Here is a 14,312-nt window from a genome sequence, read left to right as displayed (position 1 = left end):
GCCATGATCGATGGCCAGCGAAGCCAACGCGACATTACCCTCCAGACATTGGGCGACCAGCTCTGCCTTGAACTGCGGGCTGTAAGTGCGCCGCACCGGACGCGGGGGAAGAGAGTTTATGGCCATATCGTGTCCACGATAAATAAGCGGATGCTTATCCTCTCTTATTCAGGCAGTCGACTCAATGTGTGTTCACCGGATGCATACTGTACAACCTCAGTCATGCCATGACTACGAAAGTTGGCGCGCCTCAATCATCTACCTCTGATAAGTTACTACCTCTACCCGTGTATTGCTGGCTGAATGTTTTCATATATAAAATCAAAACTAAACAAATATGAAGTAAATGATGTGGCCGGAGCCGTGTAATCTAGGGTTTTCCATCACTAAAATAAGGCTTTGTCGCATTGACGCTGGACATTGAGAGGGCATACGATTAATTTTTATATAAAAAGTCATTTTCCATATGAATTGGAAATAGGCATCCAACGGACAGGAGTGCTTCATGAGCGGTCGTTTGACGGGAAAACTGGCGGTGGTGACAGCGGCGGGGCAAGGTATAGGCCGGGCCACGGCTGAGCGGTTCATTCGGGAAGGCGCACGCGTTGTGGCAACCGATCTGAATGAAAAATTGCTGTCGGATTTGAACGACTGTCAGACAGAACGCCTGGACGTGACGGACCGCGCCGCCGTACTGGCGCTGGCGGATCGGCTCGGGCCCATCGACGTGCTGTTCAATTGCGCGGGTTATGTGCACGATGGCACGATTCTGGACACCCAGGAAGATGCCTGGGATTTTTCCATGCGCTTGAACGTAACGTCCATGTACTACACGATCACCGCTTTCCTGCCTGGTATGCTTGAGAAGCAGGGTGGATCCATTATCAATATGTCTTCGGCTGCCTCCAGCATCAAAGGCGTGCCCAATCGATTTGTCTACGGAACGACCAAGGCTGCCGTCATAGGGCTCACCAAATCGGTCGCTGCCGATTATGTGTCAAAGGCGATACGCTGCAATGCAATCTGCCCGGGTACGATTGAATCCCCGTCGCTGAAAGAGCGCATCGCCCTGCAGGCGAAAAAGTATGGCAAGAGCCAGGAAGAAATTCATGCCGCCTTTGTGGCGCGCCAACCAGTGGGTCGGGTAGGCAAGGCAGAAGAGATTGCGGCTTTGGCTACCTATCTCGCCTCGGACGAATCCAGCTTCACGACCGGCACGACGCACGTCATCGATGGCGGCTGGTCAAACTGATAACACTTATTTAGGAGATTGATGTGAAATTGCTGCGCTATGGGCCTGTCGGCATGGAGAAGCCCGGCTGTCTGGATGCACAAGGGGCGGTGCGTGATCTGTCGGGCAAGCTGGATGACATTACGGCAGCCACACTGGGCACGAACCCGTTGAATGCCTTGAAGGGCATTGATGTTGCCTCGCTACCCGTGGTCGAGGCGCCAGGGCGCATCGGTACGCCTTATTCGGGCGTGGGCAAGTTTATTTGCGTTGGGTTGAACTATAGCGACCACGCGGCGGAAACGGGAGCAGAAGTGCCGCCAGAGCCGATTCTTTTCACCAAGTGGTCTGAACCAACCGGCCCGAACGATCCCATCGTTTTGCCGCGCGGCTCCGTCAAGACGGACTGGGAGGTTGAGCTGGGCGTGGTTATCGGTACCAAGGCCCGCTACGTGTCGCTGGAGGATGCTCTGGATCATGTGGCTGGGTATTGCATTGTCAACGATGTATCGGAGCGCGAATATCAGATCGAGCGCGGCGGTACCTGGGACAAGGGCAAGGGTTGCGATACTTTCGGTCCGGTAGGCCCCTGGCTGGTGACACCCGATGAGGTGGCTGATCCGCAGAATCTGGGTATGTGGCTGGATGTCAACGGCAAGCGATTCCAGGATGGCAATACGCGAACCATGATTTTCAATGTGGCGTACCTGGTGCATTACATCAGTCAGTTCACAACGCTGATGCCCGGCGACCTGATTTCCACCGGAACGCCACCCGGCGTCGGGCTGGGTCAGAAACCACCGGTTTATCTCAAGGACGGCGATGTCGTGCGCCTGGGTATTGAAGGGCTGGGCGAGCAGCAGCAGCGTGTGCACACGTGGAATGCCGACCTATTGCCTTGATGCGGCGTGCTTTGCGCCGGCACTGCGGTAGACAGAGGTCCGCCTGCCAATGCAAGGGCCGCCGCGGCTGTTGTCGCGGCGGCCCTGTTTTTTACATTGTCGCGCCGATTATCCAGGGTGCGAATTCATTCTGGCCATAGCCATGCAGTTCGCTCTTGGTGCGCTTGCCTGACGCGGTGTCCAGCATGATGCGGTAGATTTTCTCACCCAGGCTGTCCACAGTTTCTTCGCCAGTGATGATGGTGCCGCAATTGATGTCGATATCTTCTTCCTGGCGTTCCCAGCAGGCATTGTTGGTACTGAGCTTGAGCGATGGCGAGGGTGTACAGCCATAGGCCGAACCACGGCCTGTGGTAAAGCAGATCAGGGTGGCGCCAGACGCCACCTGCCCCGTGGCCGATACCGGATCAAAACCGGGCGAATCCATGAACACCATGCCTTTGCTGACGACTGGCTCGGCATATTCATAGACATCGTTCAGGTTGGTGGTGCCCGCCTTGGCGACCGCGCCCAGAGACTTTTCGAGGATGGTGGTCAGTCCGCCCGCCTTGTTGCCGGCCGACGGGTTGTTGTCCATCTCAGCACGATTGCGTTCGCAGTAGTCTTCCCACCATTTGATGCGTTTGATCAGCTTTTCGCCCACGTCGCGGCTGACCGCGCGCTGCGTCAGCAAATGCTCCGCGCCATAGATCTCTGGGGTTTCGGACAATATTGCGGTACCCCCCGCGCGTACCAGCCTGTCCACGGCCGCGCCCAGTGCCGGATTGGCGGTGATGCCCGAGTAGCCATCCGATCCGCCGCACTGTAGCCCGACCGTCAGGTGCGAGGCGGATACCGGCTCGCGCTCAACCTGATTGGCCTCGGCCAACATTTCCTTGACCTTGGCGATGCCCTTGGCCACGGCCTTGGCGGTGCCGCCGGCATCCTGGATGGAGTAGGTGAACAGGCGTTTGTTTTCCGTCAGCTTGCCTGCGGCCAGCACGCCTGAGATCTGATTGGTTTCACAGCCCAGTCCGATCATCAACACTGAGTGAAAGTTCGGTTGGCGGGCATAACCGGTCAGTGTGCGTCGCAGTGTGTCCATGGATTCGCCGGAGGACGCCATACCGCATCCCGTTGCGTGGGGCAGGGCGACCACGCCATCGACGTTCGGAAACGCGGCAAGCGCGTCAGGATTGATGTCGCGTCGAAAATAATCCGCAATGGCTTTGGCGACCGTGGCGGAGCAGTTCACCGAGGTCAGGATGCCGATGAAGTTGCGCGTGGCCACACGCCCGTCCGGGCGAAGGATACCCATGAACTGGTCAGCGTCGCTGTTGATCTGAATGTCTTTCTTGTGTGAACAGAAGTCGTAGTCGCGCTCAAATGCCATCATCTTCATGTTGTGCGTATGCACATGCTGCCCCGGCTTGATATCGCGTGTGGCCACGCCGATGATCTGGTTGTAGCGGCGTACCGGGCTGCCTTCGGGGATATCCTGCGCGGCGATCTTGTGGCCCGCAGGGATGAGTCCCGATATCGTGATGCCCTCGGCGACATTGCCTTGCATCAGCTGCGTGGTGGCGATGATGACGTTGTCATGCTCGTTCAGTCTGATCGTGGTTCTTTGCATGATAAGCCTTGCTATGTGAGCGCGATGTTGTATGAAAAAAGATGGGCGGGATCAACCAATCATGGCAAGCAGCCGGGCGTGTGCGCGAGCCAGATGGCGCTGCATGGCTGCCTGGGCCTGCAAAGGGTCTTTGGCCGCAACCGCCTCGTAAATGTCCTGATGCTCCTCGACGGCCGCCTGCCACGCAACGTGATCATCGAAATGCTTGTGCATGGTTTTGGCGACAGGTAAGTAACGCTGGTCGAACAAGTCTTCCAGTGTTTGCATCAGCAATTCGTTATCGGTACTGGTCGCCAGTGTGAGATGAAAGCTCCGGTCGGCATCGATAATGGCCTTGGTGTTCACGCTGTGTTTTTTTGTCAATGCGGCACGCATGGCGTCCAGGCTTTTCTTGAGCTGGCGTAGCTGCACAGGGCTGATGAACCGTGCCGCATGCGCGGCGATTCCGCCTTCAAGAAAGCCGCGCAGTTGATTGACTTCCCTGGGGCTGTCGCCCAGTCTGAGCGGAGAGGCCGCGTCGATGTTTTCGTTGCCCGCCTTGTCCAGGCGATTGTCGTTCGCGCCGTTCGCTGCGGACGTTTGCCGCAGATAGATGCCTGAACCTACACGGATGTCGATTTCTCCTTGCAGCTCGAGCGCAATCAGTGCTTCGCGCAGGCTGGGTCGGGAGATATCCAGCAATGCGGCCAGTTCGCGTTCGGAGGGGAGGCGTCCGCTGACATCGATATCCATTTTTCGGATTTCTTGCCTGAGCAGCTCCGCGGTGTGCAGATAGCTGCGCGTTCTGTCCGTACCGCGCAGGAGAGAGCCTGATTTCATGGGGAGCACATCCGGAATAAGTAGAGAGGTTGCAATAAATGTTAGGGAATGCCGATTAACTGGTCAAACCAATAATCGAATATTTGCCATATTTCAGGGTTATCGATAAGTGGTTTTACCAATTCTCCAAGGTAGCATACACCTCACTCACCTTTAATGAGCGATCGCACGGTATGGTGTATCAATTCGATTTCGGGTCAGTGCTCGAATACTGGCCCATGTTCCTGCAAGGTGTGTCCACGACGCTGGTGATGTCGTTCTGGTCCACGCTTGCAGGCTTCATCATGGGGGTGCTCTGTGCGATTGCGCGCAGTTCAAGCGTACCGTGGCTGCGCAGGTGCGTGGGGGCCTATGTCGAAGTGATCCGCAATACGCCGCTGATCATTCAAAGCTATTTTTTCATTTTCGGGCTGTCGAGCGTCGGGCTGACCATGCCTATTCTGGTCGGAGCCATTCTTGCGCTGGTGATCAACATCACCGCCTATACCTGTGAAATCGTGCGGGCAGGCATTGAGTCGGTGCCGCGCAGTCAGCGCGAAGCCGGCGAATGTCTCGGGTTGTCGCCACTGCAGGTGTACTGGCACATCATTCTGGTGCCGGCGCTCGAACGCGTCTATCCCGCGCTCACCAGTCAATTCATTCTGCTCATGCTGGTGACCAGCATTCTGTCAGCGGTCGGCACAGAAGATCTGTTCGGGATCTCCGGCAATATCCAGGCGATGACCTTCCGCAACTTCGAGGTGTTCATCGTGTTGTGGGTGATCTACCTGGCCATGTCCTTCCTGGTGCGCGTGATCTTCACCCTGCTGGGGAAAATCATGTTCGTGCGCAAGCGCAGGCTTGGAACACTGCTGTAGGAGACCAGGATGAATCACGAACAATTGATGTATCTGCTCGAAGGTGCTTATGGCACGCTGTTGCTGTCGGTGCTGACCTTTATCTTCGGCAGCATGCTGGGCTTGGTGGTGGCCCTGATGCGCGTGTCGGATAACGCACTGGTGAAAAATTCTGCCTTCACCTATATCAACATTATTCAGGGCACCCCGCTGCTGGTGTTGATGGGGGTATGTTTTTATGGCCCTTCGATTATGGGCTATAGCTCGGTGCCGGCGTTGTTTGCCGCCGTCCTGGCGTTGACCATACAGTCTGCCGCGTTTCTTGGCGAGATATGGCGCGGATGCATTGAGTCCGTACCCAGGAACCAGTGGGAGGCCGCCGAATGTCTGGGCCTGAATCGCGTGCAGCGCATGTTCAAGGTGATCTTGCCTCAGGCGCTGCGCATCGCCACGCCGCCCACGGTGGGCTTTATGGTGCAGATCGTCAAGAACACCTCGTTTGCTTCGCTGGTCATCGGCTTTGCGGAGCTGTCCTACAACGCCAAGATTCTGAACAACGCCACCTTCAAGCCTTTTCTGTATTTCGGCGTGGCAGCCATGCTGTATTTCGCGATCTGCTACCCCTTGTCCTGGATGAGCCTGAGGCTCGAACGCAGATTGACGCTTGCCCGCAGCTAAGGACAGGCCTTCTCTTTTAAGGAACACTTATGTCGGAAGTCGTTCGCCTGACCAATGTGCACAAATGGTTCGGAGACAATCACGTGCTCAAGGGCGTGGATTTGTCGGTGGCCACAGGGGAAATTGTCGCCATCATTGGCCAGAGCGGGTCCGGGAAAAGCACCGCGCTGCGTTGCATGGATCATCTGGAGCAGATCAACGAAGGCGAGATCATGGTCTGTGGACATACCTTTGGCGCAGACATTCCGCGAAAGGATCTGAAACAGCTCAGGCAAGATGTCGGCATTGTTTTCCAGAGCTACAACCTGTTTCCGCATCTGACGGTCGAGCAGAACATCACGCTGGCGCCCCGGTCGGTTCGCAAGGTGTCCAAGCCCAAGGCCAAAGAGATTGCGGCGGCAGTGTTGGCGCAAGTAGGCCTGTCTGACAAGATTGATCACTATCCCGAACAGTTGTCGGGCGGCCAGCAACAGCGTGTGGCCATCGCGCGCTCGCTTGCCATGGGCCCCAAGCTTATGCTGTTCGACGAAGTCACCTCCGCGCTGGATCCCCAACTGACGGGCGAAGTGCTGCGCGTGATCGAGAAGCTGGCCAAAGAAGGCATGACCATGGTGCTGGTGACCCATGAAATGGGCTTCGCCATGAAGCTGGCGCACCGCGTCATTTTCATGCATGAAGGCAGGATCCATGAGCAGGGTAGCGCCGATATTCTGCGTAACCCCGCAACACCGGAACTGAGGCAGTTTGTCAGCAACGGGCTCTGATGTACACCGGACATCCGGTTTTCGACGCATTCTATTCAGGAGACAATCATGAAAAAATTTCGCCCCCATCTGATGTTGGCCACCCTGGCGGTTGCATGTGCCGGATTGACCGCGGGCAGCCCGCAAGCCCAGGCCAATACGCTGGATGAAATCATGCAGCAGAAGGTGTTGCGGGTTGCCATCGATCTGAACGCGCCGCCTTACGGTATGAAAGACGATGCCCTGAAGGCGGTCGGGTCAGATGTTGAAACGGCCCAGCTGATCGCCGACAATCTCGGGGTAAAACTGGAAATCGTACCCACCACCCAGGCAAACCGCATTCCCTTCCTGCTGACCAACAAGGCGGATGTCGTCATATCCAGCCTGTCGATTACGGATCAGCGCAAGAAAGTCGTTGATTTCACGATTCCCTATGCGGCGATCCAATCGGTCATCGCCGCACCCAAGGACATGGCTATCAAAGAAATGTCTGATCTGGCCGGGAAGACCGTCGTCACGGCACGAGGCACCACCAACGATAACAACGTAACCAGGCTGGCACCCGCCGGTACCAACATTGTTCGTTTTGAAAACGATGCCACCGCGATTACCGCGATCACCAGCGGTCAGGCCAGCATCTTTTCAACGGCGCCGTCCATTGTGGCGTCGCTGAACAAGAAAGATCCCGCCAAGGCACTGGATATCAAGGTTGTGATGGCGACTGCGATGATGGGGTTTGGCGTGACCAAGGACAATACCGCGCTCAAGGACAAGCTGAATACCTTGATCCGTGAAGACCTGAAGAGCGGTCAGCTCAATGAGATATTCAAGAAGTATCACGGTACCGATCTGCCCGAGGAGGTCATCGCCGAAGGCGCGTGAGCTTGAACCCTGGTGAGCGATTACCTTTTGTTCGGGATACTATGCCGATAGGTTGCTGATTGTTTTTCAGCGTATGTTCATTCCAAGTGCCATAGGTGTTCAATGCAAGTTCCCGTCAATCATTTCAAGCACGCTCTCGCCCAGGGGCGGCATCAGTTGGGCCTTTGGGTATCGCTCGCCAGCCCATACAGCGCAGAAGTCGTTGCTCGCGCCGGCTTTGACTGGTTGCTGTTCGATACGGAACATGCACCCAACGATGTGGGCTCTATTCTGGGCCAATTACAGGTGGCGGCGGCGTTTCCTGTGTCATCGGTGGTGCGCCCCACCTGGAACGATATGTTGCAGCAAAAGCGCTATCTGGATATTGGCGCGCAGACACTGCTGATTCCCTATGTGCAGACGGCCGACGAAGCGGCCAGCGCGGTGGCTGGCATGCGCTACCCGCCGCGCGGCCTGCGTGGCGTTGGCGGTACCAGCCGGGCCAGTGCGTTTGGCGCGACGCGCGACTACATACAAACCTGCGAGCGCGAACTGTGTCTGCTGGTGCAGGTAGAAACGCGCAAGGGCCTGGACAACCTGGATGCCATTCTTGATGTGGAGGGCGTTGATGGCGTCTTCATAGGGCCTGCCGATCTTTCCGCCAGCCTGGGCCATCCGGGCAACCCCGGCCATGCCGAAGTCCAATCCACCATCGAGGACACCATACGACGCATCCGTGCCAAGGACAAAGCGCCGGGTATTCTCACGTTCGACGAATCACAGGCCCGCCATTACATGGAGGTTGGCACCTTGTTCACAGCGGTAGGCATGGACCTCGCCATGCTGGCGCGGGCCACAGAGCAATTGGCGGCGCGCTTTCGCTGAGCGGGCGGGTTCCAATGCAAAAAAGAGCGAAATCGCTCTTTTTTGACTGTCTATTTCACGATGGTGAGCCGTGGCGGCTTGGGATCGTCGTCTGGCGGGCCGCTGGTTGCCGCTGAGGTGCGGGCGCCGTTATCGGCCACCACCTTCGGGCCTGAGGCTTCGGCGGGGGGAGCCTCGGCATCCGAACCCGGGTAAGGCTGAGAGTCGGCCACATCGAACCCCATGCCTGCGCCGGTTTCCCGCGCATAAATCGCCGAAACGGCGGCCACCGGCACATAAATCTGCTCCGTGACGCCGCCGAAGCGGGTCTGGAACTCAATGTAGTCATTGCCCAGTGTCAGGCGATTGGTCGCCAGCGTGCCGATGTTGAGCGTGATCTGGCCATCATGGATATGCGCCGGAGGCACGACAGTGTTGGCGTCAACCGTAACCACGATGTGCGGCGTATAGCCGTTGTCAGTGCACCATTCGTGCAGCGCGCGGATCAGATAGGGTTTGGTTGAGGATTCTTGCATGGCAGTCCGTGGTGTCTATCGGCGCATGACCTTTTCGGAAGGCGTCAGTGCTTCAATGTAGGCGGGGCGCGAAAAAATGCGCTCGGCGTACTTTTGCAGCGGCGCCGCGTTTTTGGGCAGTTCGATGCCGTAGTGATCCAGGCGCCAGAGCAGCGGCGCGATGGCCACATCCAGCATGGAGAATTCTTCGCCCAGCATGTATTTGTTCTTGATGAGCAATGGCGCAAGCTGGGCAAGGCGGTCGCGGATGCTCTGGCGGGCCAGATCCTGGGCCTTGGTGTCGGCAGTGCCGCGATCTTCGAGCACGGATACGTGCACGAACAGCTCTTTTTCGAAGTTATACAGGAACAGCCGTGTACGCGCCCGCATGACGGGGTCGGCAGGCATGAGCTGCGGATGTGGGAACCGTTCGTCGATATACTCGTTGATGATGTTCGATTCGTACAGAACCAGATCCCGTTCTGCCAGGATAGGCACCTGACCGTAGGGATTCATGACCGAGATGTCTTCAGGCTTGTTGTACAGGTCGATATCACGGATTTCAAAATCCATGCCTTTCTCGAACAATACAAAGCGGCAGCGTTGTGAGAACGGGCAAGTCGTTCCAGAGTAGAGCACCATCATGTCGCGTATTCCAATCTTAGAAAATGATGGGCGGGAATCGAAGCCATCCCGCCGAAAAGGGAAATAGGCGTATAACCCTACGCCTATTTCCTGGCTGATAGTGTAAACGTTGTCCAGGCAACGATGCCAACTATCGATATGAACGGTTAATGACCGTTTACTTTACATGTTTCCAGTAAGACGCATTCAGACGCCATGCGACGATCAGGAACAGCCCCAGAAAAAGCAGAATCCAGACACCCATTTGCTTGCGCTGCAGCTGCATGGGTTCTGCCATCCAGCCCAGGAAATTGGCCAGGTCGGCGACATTGTTGTCGAATACCGCCGTCTTGCGGGTGTCCTTGGCGCTCAGCACGGCCTTGTCGACGGGCGAGCCTTCATAGTCTTTCAGGACATCTGTCTTGATCTCGGAGAAACCCTGCTCGTCGAATTTGGCGGTGACCCGTTGCCACTGCGTGGTGCCGTCTTCCTGCTCGACCTCGTGCACCGTGGTGCGATCCAGGGTGCGCGGACCTTGCAGTTCCCACAGGATATTGGGCATGGCGATGTTGGGATACACCAGATTGTCCCAGCCGGTGCCTTTGGTGGTGTCGCGATAGTACGAGCGCATCAGGGTGTAGACGTAGTCGACACCGGAGTGGCCCAGGTTCTCGGACTTGGCGCGGGCGATCACGGACAGATCCGGCGGCGTCGTGCCAAACCAGCGCTTGGCATCTGCGGGCTTCATGGCGATGTGCATGAGGTCGCCCACCTTCTCGCCTGTGAACAGCAGGTTTTTCTGGATCATCTCGTCTGTCAGGCCGATCTCGTTGAGCTTGTTGTAGCGCATCGAGTTGGCACTGTGACAGCCCAGACAGTAGTTGACGAAAAGTTTCGCGCCGTTCTGGAGCGCGGTCATGTCGTTGACCCGGTTGGGCGCCCGGTCCAGTGGGTGACCACCGCTCGATGCAAGTGCAACCGTGCAGGTGAGTGATAGGGCAATGACGCCTAGCAGCTTTTTAATCATGATCAATCCGTAACGTGTTGGTTGCCTTAGTGAGCGTGGAACGTGACGCGATCCGGCACCTTCTTGAAGGTTCCGAGTCGACTCCATACGGGCATCAGCAGGAAGAAGCCCAGATAGATCACGGTGCCGATCTGGCTCATGAGGTTATATGTGGGGTTGGGTGCTTGCGTACCCAGATAACCCAACACCAGGAAGTTGACGATGAAGATACCGTACAGGTACTTGTGCCAGGTTGGACGGTAACGGATGGATTTGACCGGCGAGTGGTCAAGCCACGGCAGGAAGAACAGAATCACGACCGCGCCACCCATGGCCACCACGCCCCAGAACTTGGCATCGATCGTACGCAGCAGAACCGCAACCACCAGCAGGATCACGGGAACGAGAATACGCCAGATGCCTTTGAGGTTCCCCTTGAAGAAGAGGGCGATGGCAGCGATCACTGTCGCACCCATGAGGATGAGCGTGAAGTCGGCAGTCGTGGCCCGCAACATGGAGTAGAAGGGCGTGAAGTACCAGACCGGCGCGATGTGCGGTGGCGTCTTGAGCGGATCGGCCGGGATGAAGTTGTTGTACTCCAGGAAGTAGCCGCCCATTTCGGGTGCAAAGAAGACGATAGCCGCAAAGACGATCAGAAAACCCGCCACACCCATGATGTCGTGCACGGTGTAGTAGGGATGGAAAGGAATGCCGTCGACGGGGCGGCCATAGCGATCCTTGGGGCCTTGCTTGATTTCAACGCCGTCCGGGTTGTTCGACCCTACTTCGTGCAGCGCAATGATATGCGCAACGACCAGGCCCAGGATCACCAACGGAATGGCAATCACGTGGAAGGCAAAGAAGCGGTTGAGCGTGGCATCGGAGACGACGAAGTCGCCGCGGATCCAGATGGCCAGGTCGGGGCCGATAAAGGGAATGGCCGAGAACAGGTTGACGATCACCTGGGCGCCCCAGTAGGACATCTGGCCCCAGGGAAGCAGGTAACCGAAGAAGGCTTCAGCCATCAGCGACAGGAAGATCGCCACACCAAAGATCCACACCAGCTCACGTGGCTTGCGGTAAGAACCATAGAACAGGCCGCGCAGCATATGCAGGTAGACGACGACGAAGAACATCGACGCGCCGGTGGAGTGCATGTAGCGGATCAGCCAGCCCCACGGTACTTCGCGCATGATGTATTCGACAGACTCGAATGCCAGCTTGGCATCGGGCTTGTAGTTCATGACCAGGAAAATGCCGGTGACGATCTGGATGACCAGTACCAGCATTGCCAGGGACCCGAAGAAATACCAGAAATTGAAATTCTTGGGTGCGTAATATTCCGACATGTGCTCTTTGAACATGGTGGTAAGCGGAAAACGCTTGTCTATCCACCCCAAGAGTCCTGTCGTCTCGACGGTTTTTTCGCCAGCCATGAAACGGCTCCTTATTCTATCTAGGCGTATAACGGGTTCAGTTCGCACGGCGCCTTAGCGTGGCGCCGGTGTGGATCAGGCCTTTTTGTCGTCCTCAACCCCGATCGTGACATGCATGCCATCGTCGGAAAAGACGTAAGGCGGCACTTCGAGGTTGTCGGGAGCTGGTTTGTTGCTGAACACACGCCCAGCCAGGTCGAAGGTAGAACCGTGGCAAGGGCAGAGGAAACCGCCTTTCCAGTCGCCTGGCAAGCCGGCGGCTGGCGTGAACTCAGGCGTGGGCGAACAGCCCAGATGGGTACAGATGCCTACGCATACGAAGATTTCGGGCCTGCGGGAGCGATATTCGTTCTTGGCGAACTCGGGCGTGTAGCCGGGACGGTCGGATTCGGGGTCGGCGAGCTTGGCGTCCAGCCCAGGCAGATCTTTGATCTGCTGCTCGGTGCGATGCAGAATCCAGACGGGCTTGCCGCGCCATTCGACCGTCATCATCTGGCCGGGAGCAAGAGACGAGATATCGGCTTCGACAGGGGCGCCGGCAGCTTGCGCTTTTGCGGACGGAGCAAAGGAGCTGACGAACGGAACGGCGGTCGCCACACCTGCCACACCGCCGACCGCACAGGCGGTTGTTACCCAGAGGCGTCGCGAGGGATCTGGCGGGAGGTTTGGATCGACCGCGCCGGAATCGTCTAGCTGTGTCGTAATCTCACTCATTCTAGTATCCTTATTCTGCCCCGGCAGGGCATGGCCTGTTCACTATATTTGGCTATGTACAATCTTTTCAACCGCGTATTATAGCGTTAGCCCGGATAGCGGGTGTAATGGTACAAATCAAAGGAAGAAGACACCATGAGTAAAGCACGTGGTTTTCTGCAGGAATTCCAGGAGTTCGCCGTCAAGGGCAATATGATTGACCTGGCTGTCGGCGTCATTATCGGTGCTGCTTTCGGCAAGATAATAGATTCCCTGGTGAAAGACATCATCATGCCGATCATTTCTTTCATCCTCGGCGGGGAGGTCGACTTCACCAGCAAGTTCTGGTTGCTGCGCGCACCCGAAGGCTATTCAGGCCCCGAAACCTATGATGCCCTCACAGAGGCCGGTGCGGTTGTCCTGTCCTGGGGCAGTTTCATTACCGTTCTCATCAATTTTGTTCTGTTGGCGTTTGTGGTGTTCTGCCTGGTCAAAGCGGTCAATTCCGCGCGCAACCGCGTTGCCCGCCAGGAAGAGCTTGCCCCCGAGCCCGAAGCGCCTGCAGAAGATGTTGTGCTTCTGCGCGAAATCCGCGATCTGCTGCGCAAGTAGCAGCGCGTCCTCAACATGATTGCCTGATCCGGAACAGCCTGGCCCGGGCTTTTCGGGCCAGGGCCGCACTGGCCTGGCTCAAACGGGATTGTCGATATCCACAAATTCGACCTTGATGCCGAATTCGTCGGCGACGGCCCGGCCCAAGGCCTGCACGCCATAGCGTTCGGTGGCGTGGTGCCCCGCGGCGATAAAGCCAGTGCCTGTTTCCATGGCCAGGTGAAACGTCGGTTCAGACACTTCTCCCGTAATATAGGCATCCGCACCGGCCGCAATGGCAGCGTCCATCATGCCTTGCGCCGCGCCAGTACACCAGGCCACGCGCGACAACTTTTGTTGTGGATCGCCAACAACCAGCGATTGGCGTTGCAATACTTTGCAAATGTGGGTGTTGAGGTCTCCCAGTGTGGGCGTATCGGGGCAGCTTCCGAGCCAGATCAGCCCCTCGGGGCCGCAGGTGGCCGGCATGCCCGCATCGTCGTAATCGGGCCGCAACCCCAGTATTCGTGCCAGCTGCGCGTTATTGCCCAGGGTTGGGTGGGCGTCCAGCGGCAAATGATAGGCGAGGATATTCAGGCCATGGCTGAGCGCCAGTGACAGCCTCTGCCGCTTGGGGCCGCGTATGCAGGGGTCTTCGTTTTTCCAGAACCAGCCATGATGCACCAGTATGGCGTCGGCGCCTCGCTGTACAGCCGCTTCGAGCAATGCCTGACTTGCCGTCACTCCGGTGATAATGTGACGAATGCTCGGCTTGCCTTCCACTTGGAGCCCATTAGGGCAATAATCCCGAAAGCGCTGGGCTTGCAGCGTGCTATCAAGCCAGGCAGTGAGCTGTTGTGTAGAAACATGATTCATGGATGACCTTTTCCCTTATAGCCTT

Annotated in this window: 16 protein-coding genes; 8 read left to right on the top strand and 8 right to left on the bottom strand. The window is 57.1% G+C overall.

Annotated elements, in window-relative coordinates; genetic code table 11:
- The first annotated feature begins 505 nt into the window (after positions 1-505).
- On the top strand, positions 506-1,252 hold the full coding sequence (locus ERE07_RS13125; RefSeq protein ID WP_130009419.1) for an SDR family oxidoreductase: 747 nt from the start codon (positions 506-508) through the stop codon (positions 1,250-1,252).
- 23 nt (positions 1,253-1,275) lie between these two features.
- Positions 1,276-2,133, top strand: a complete 858-nt coding sequence (locus ERE07_RS13120; protein ID WP_130009417.1) for a fumarylacetoacetate hydrolase family protein — start codon at positions 1,276-1,278, stop codon at positions 2,131-2,133.
- 91 nt (positions 2,134-2,224) lie between these two features.
- Here ERE07_RS13120 and ERE07_RS13115 read toward each other — a convergent pair whose 3' ends face one another.
- Together ERE07_RS13115 and ERE07_RS13110 are read right to left on the bottom strand one after the other, a co-directional pair.
- Positions 2,225-3,745: a UxaA family hydrolase gene (locus ERE07_RS13115; RefSeq protein ID WP_130009416.1), complete on the bottom strand. Its 1,521-nt coding sequence runs from the start codon at positions 3,743-3,745 to the stop codon at positions 2,225-2,227.
- Positions 3,746-3,796: 51 nt separating this feature from the next.
- Positions 3,797-4,564, bottom strand: coding sequence for a FadR/GntR family transcriptional regulator (locus tag ERE07_RS13110; protein ID WP_130009414.1), 768 nt, complete (start codon positions 4,562-4,564; stop codon positions 3,797-3,799).
- A gap of 173 nt (positions 4,565-4,737) precedes the next feature.
- Between ERE07_RS13110 and ERE07_RS13105 the strand changes: the two genes are divergently transcribed.
- From ERE07_RS13105 to ERE07_RS13085, 5 genes are all read left to right on the top strand, one after another.
- On the top strand, positions 4,738-5,421 hold the full coding sequence (locus ERE07_RS13105; protein WP_130009413.1) for an amino acid ABC transporter permease: 684 nt from the start codon (positions 4,738-4,740) through the stop codon (positions 5,419-5,421).
- Between the two features lie 9 nt (positions 5,422-5,430).
- The gene (locus tag ERE07_RS13100) at positions 5,431-6,078 is read left to right on the top strand and encodes an amino acid ABC transporter permease (RefSeq protein WP_130009412.1); all 648 of its coding nucleotides are present in this window, start codon (positions 5,431-5,433) and stop codon (positions 6,076-6,078) included.
- Positions 6,079-6,107: 29 nt separating this feature from the next.
- Positions 6,108-6,842, top strand: coding sequence for an amino acid ABC transporter ATP-binding protein (locus tag ERE07_RS13095; RefSeq protein ID WP_130009411.1), 735 nt, complete (start codon positions 6,108-6,110; stop codon positions 6,840-6,842).
- A gap of 48 nt (positions 6,843-6,890) precedes the next feature.
- Entirely contained in the window at positions 6,891-7,703 is an 813-nt protein-coding gene (locus tag ERE07_RS13090; protein WP_209021144.1) for a transporter substrate-binding domain-containing protein, read from the top strand.
- Positions 7,704-7,805: 102 nt separating this feature from the next.
- Positions 7,806-8,567 carry an aldolase/citrate lyase family protein gene (locus ERE07_RS13085; protein ID WP_130009409.1) on the top strand — a complete coding sequence of 254 codons (762 nt, stop codon included), beginning with the start codon at positions 7,806-7,808 and terminating at the stop codon, positions 8,565-8,567.
- A 50-nt stretch (positions 8,568-8,617) separates the two neighbouring features.
- Here ERE07_RS13085 and ERE07_RS13080 read toward each other — a convergent pair whose 3' ends face one another.
- The 5 genes from ERE07_RS13080 to petA all read right to left on the bottom strand — a co-directional run bounded on the left by ERE07_RS13080 (position 8,618) and on the right by petA (position 12,841).
- Positions 8,618-9,082: a ClpXP protease specificity-enhancing factor gene (locus tag ERE07_RS13080; RefSeq protein ID WP_130009408.1), complete on the bottom strand. Its 465-nt coding sequence runs from the start codon at positions 9,080-9,082 to the stop codon at positions 8,618-8,620.
- A gap of 15 nt (positions 9,083-9,097) precedes the next feature.
- Complete coding sequence (locus tag ERE07_RS13075; RefSeq protein WP_130009406.1) at positions 9,098-9,706, bottom strand: glutathione S-transferase N-terminal domain-containing protein; 609 nt, start codon at positions 9,704-9,706, stop codon at positions 9,098-9,100.
- 157 nt (positions 9,707-9,863) lie between these two features.
- Positions 9,864-10,712, bottom strand: a complete 849-nt coding sequence (locus ERE07_RS13070) for a cytochrome c1 (protein ID WP_130009404.1) — start codon at positions 10,710-10,712, stop codon at positions 9,864-9,866.
- A 26-nt stretch (positions 10,713-10,738) separates the two neighbouring features.
- On the bottom strand, positions 10,739-12,127 hold the full coding sequence (locus ERE07_RS13065) for a cytochrome b (RefSeq protein ID WP_130009402.1): 1,389 nt from the start codon (positions 12,125-12,127) through the stop codon (positions 10,739-10,741).
- A 75-nt stretch (positions 12,128-12,202) separates the two neighbouring features.
- A complete protein-coding gene (gene petA / locus ERE07_RS13060) occupies positions 12,203-12,841 on the bottom strand; it encodes a ubiquinol-cytochrome c reductase iron-sulfur subunit (protein ID WP_130009400.1) in 639 nt (212 codons plus the stop codon).
- Between the two features lie 135 nt (positions 12,842-12,976).
- Between petA and mscL the strand changes: the two genes are divergently transcribed.
- A complete protein-coding gene (mscL, locus tag ERE07_RS13055; RefSeq protein WP_130009398.1) occupies positions 12,977-13,432 on the top strand; it encodes a large conductance mechanosensitive channel protein MscL in 456 nt (151 codons plus the stop codon).
- 78 nt (positions 13,433-13,510) lie between these two features.
- Here mscL and ERE07_RS13050 read toward each other — a convergent pair whose 3' ends face one another.
- Positions 13,511-14,287, bottom strand: coding sequence for a Nif3-like dinuclear metal center hexameric protein (locus ERE07_RS13050; RefSeq protein ID WP_130009396.1), 777 nt, complete (start codon positions 14,285-14,287; stop codon positions 13,511-13,513).
- Positions 14,288-14,312: the final 25 nt, after the last annotated feature.

The sequence above is a fragment of the Allopusillimonas ginsengisoli genome (genome assembly GCF_004153455.1).
Classification (GTDB): Bacteria; Pseudomonadota; Gammaproteobacteria; order Burkholderiales; family Burkholderiaceae_B; genus Allopusillimonas; species Allopusillimonas ginsengisoli.
The sequence above is the reverse complement of the archived record's forward strand: the minus strand, read 5'-3'. Positions and strand labels throughout refer to the sequence as shown.

Coding starts and splice junctions, on each gene's coding strand:
- ERE07_RS13095 (WP_130009411.1), top strand. CDS start 6,108: ATGTCGGAAGTCGTTCGCCTGACCAATGTGCACAAATGGTTCGGAGAC.
- ERE07_RS13070 (WP_130009404.1), bottom strand. CDS start 10,712: ATGATTAAAAAGCTGCTAGGCGTCATTGCCCTATCACTCACCTGCACG.
- ERE07_RS13125 (WP_130009419.1), top strand. CDS start 506: ATGAGCGGTCGTTTGACGGGAAAACTGGCGGTGGTGACAGCGGCGGGG.
- ERE07_RS13075 (WP_130009406.1), bottom strand. CDS start 9,706: ATGATGGTGCTCTACTCTGGAACGACTTGCCCGTTCTCACAACGCTGC.
- ERE07_RS13090 (WP_209021144.1), top strand. CDS start 6,891: ATGAAAAAATTTCGCCCCCATCTGATGTTGGCCACCCTGGCGGTTGCA.
- ERE07_RS13050 (WP_130009396.1), bottom strand. CDS start 14,287: ATGAATCATGTTTCTACACAACAGCTCACTGCCTGGCTTGATAGCACG.
- ERE07_RS13115 (WP_130009416.1), bottom strand. CDS start 3,745: ATGCAAAGAACCACGATCAGACTGAACGAGCATGACAACGTCATCATC.
- ERE07_RS13110 (WP_130009414.1), bottom strand. CDS start 4,564: ATGAAATCAGGCTCTCTCCTGCGCGGTACGGACAGAACGCGCAGCTAT.
- mscL (WP_130009398.1), top strand. CDS start 12,977: ATGAGTAAAGCACGTGGTTTTCTGCAGGAATTCCAGGAGTTCGCCGTC.
- ERE07_RS13065 (WP_130009402.1), bottom strand. CDS start 12,127: ATGGCTGGCGAAAAAACCGTCGAGACGACAGGACTCTTGGGGTGGATA.
- ERE07_RS13100 (WP_130009412.1), top strand. CDS start 5,431: ATGAATCACGAACAATTGATGTATCTGCTCGAAGGTGCTTATGGCACG.
- ERE07_RS13085 (WP_130009409.1), top strand. CDS start 7,806: ATGCAAGTTCCCGTCAATCATTTCAAGCACGCTCTCGCCCAGGGGCGG.
- ERE07_RS13080 (WP_130009408.1), bottom strand. CDS start 9,082: ATGCAAGAATCCTCAACCAAACCCTATCTGATCCGCGCGCTGCACGAA.
- petA (WP_130009400.1), bottom strand. CDS start 12,841: ATGAGTGAGATTACGACACAGCTAGACGATTCCGGCGCGGTCGATCCA.
- ERE07_RS13105 (WP_130009413.1), top strand. CDS start 4,738: ATGGTGTATCAATTCGATTTCGGGTCAGTGCTCGAATACTGGCCCATG.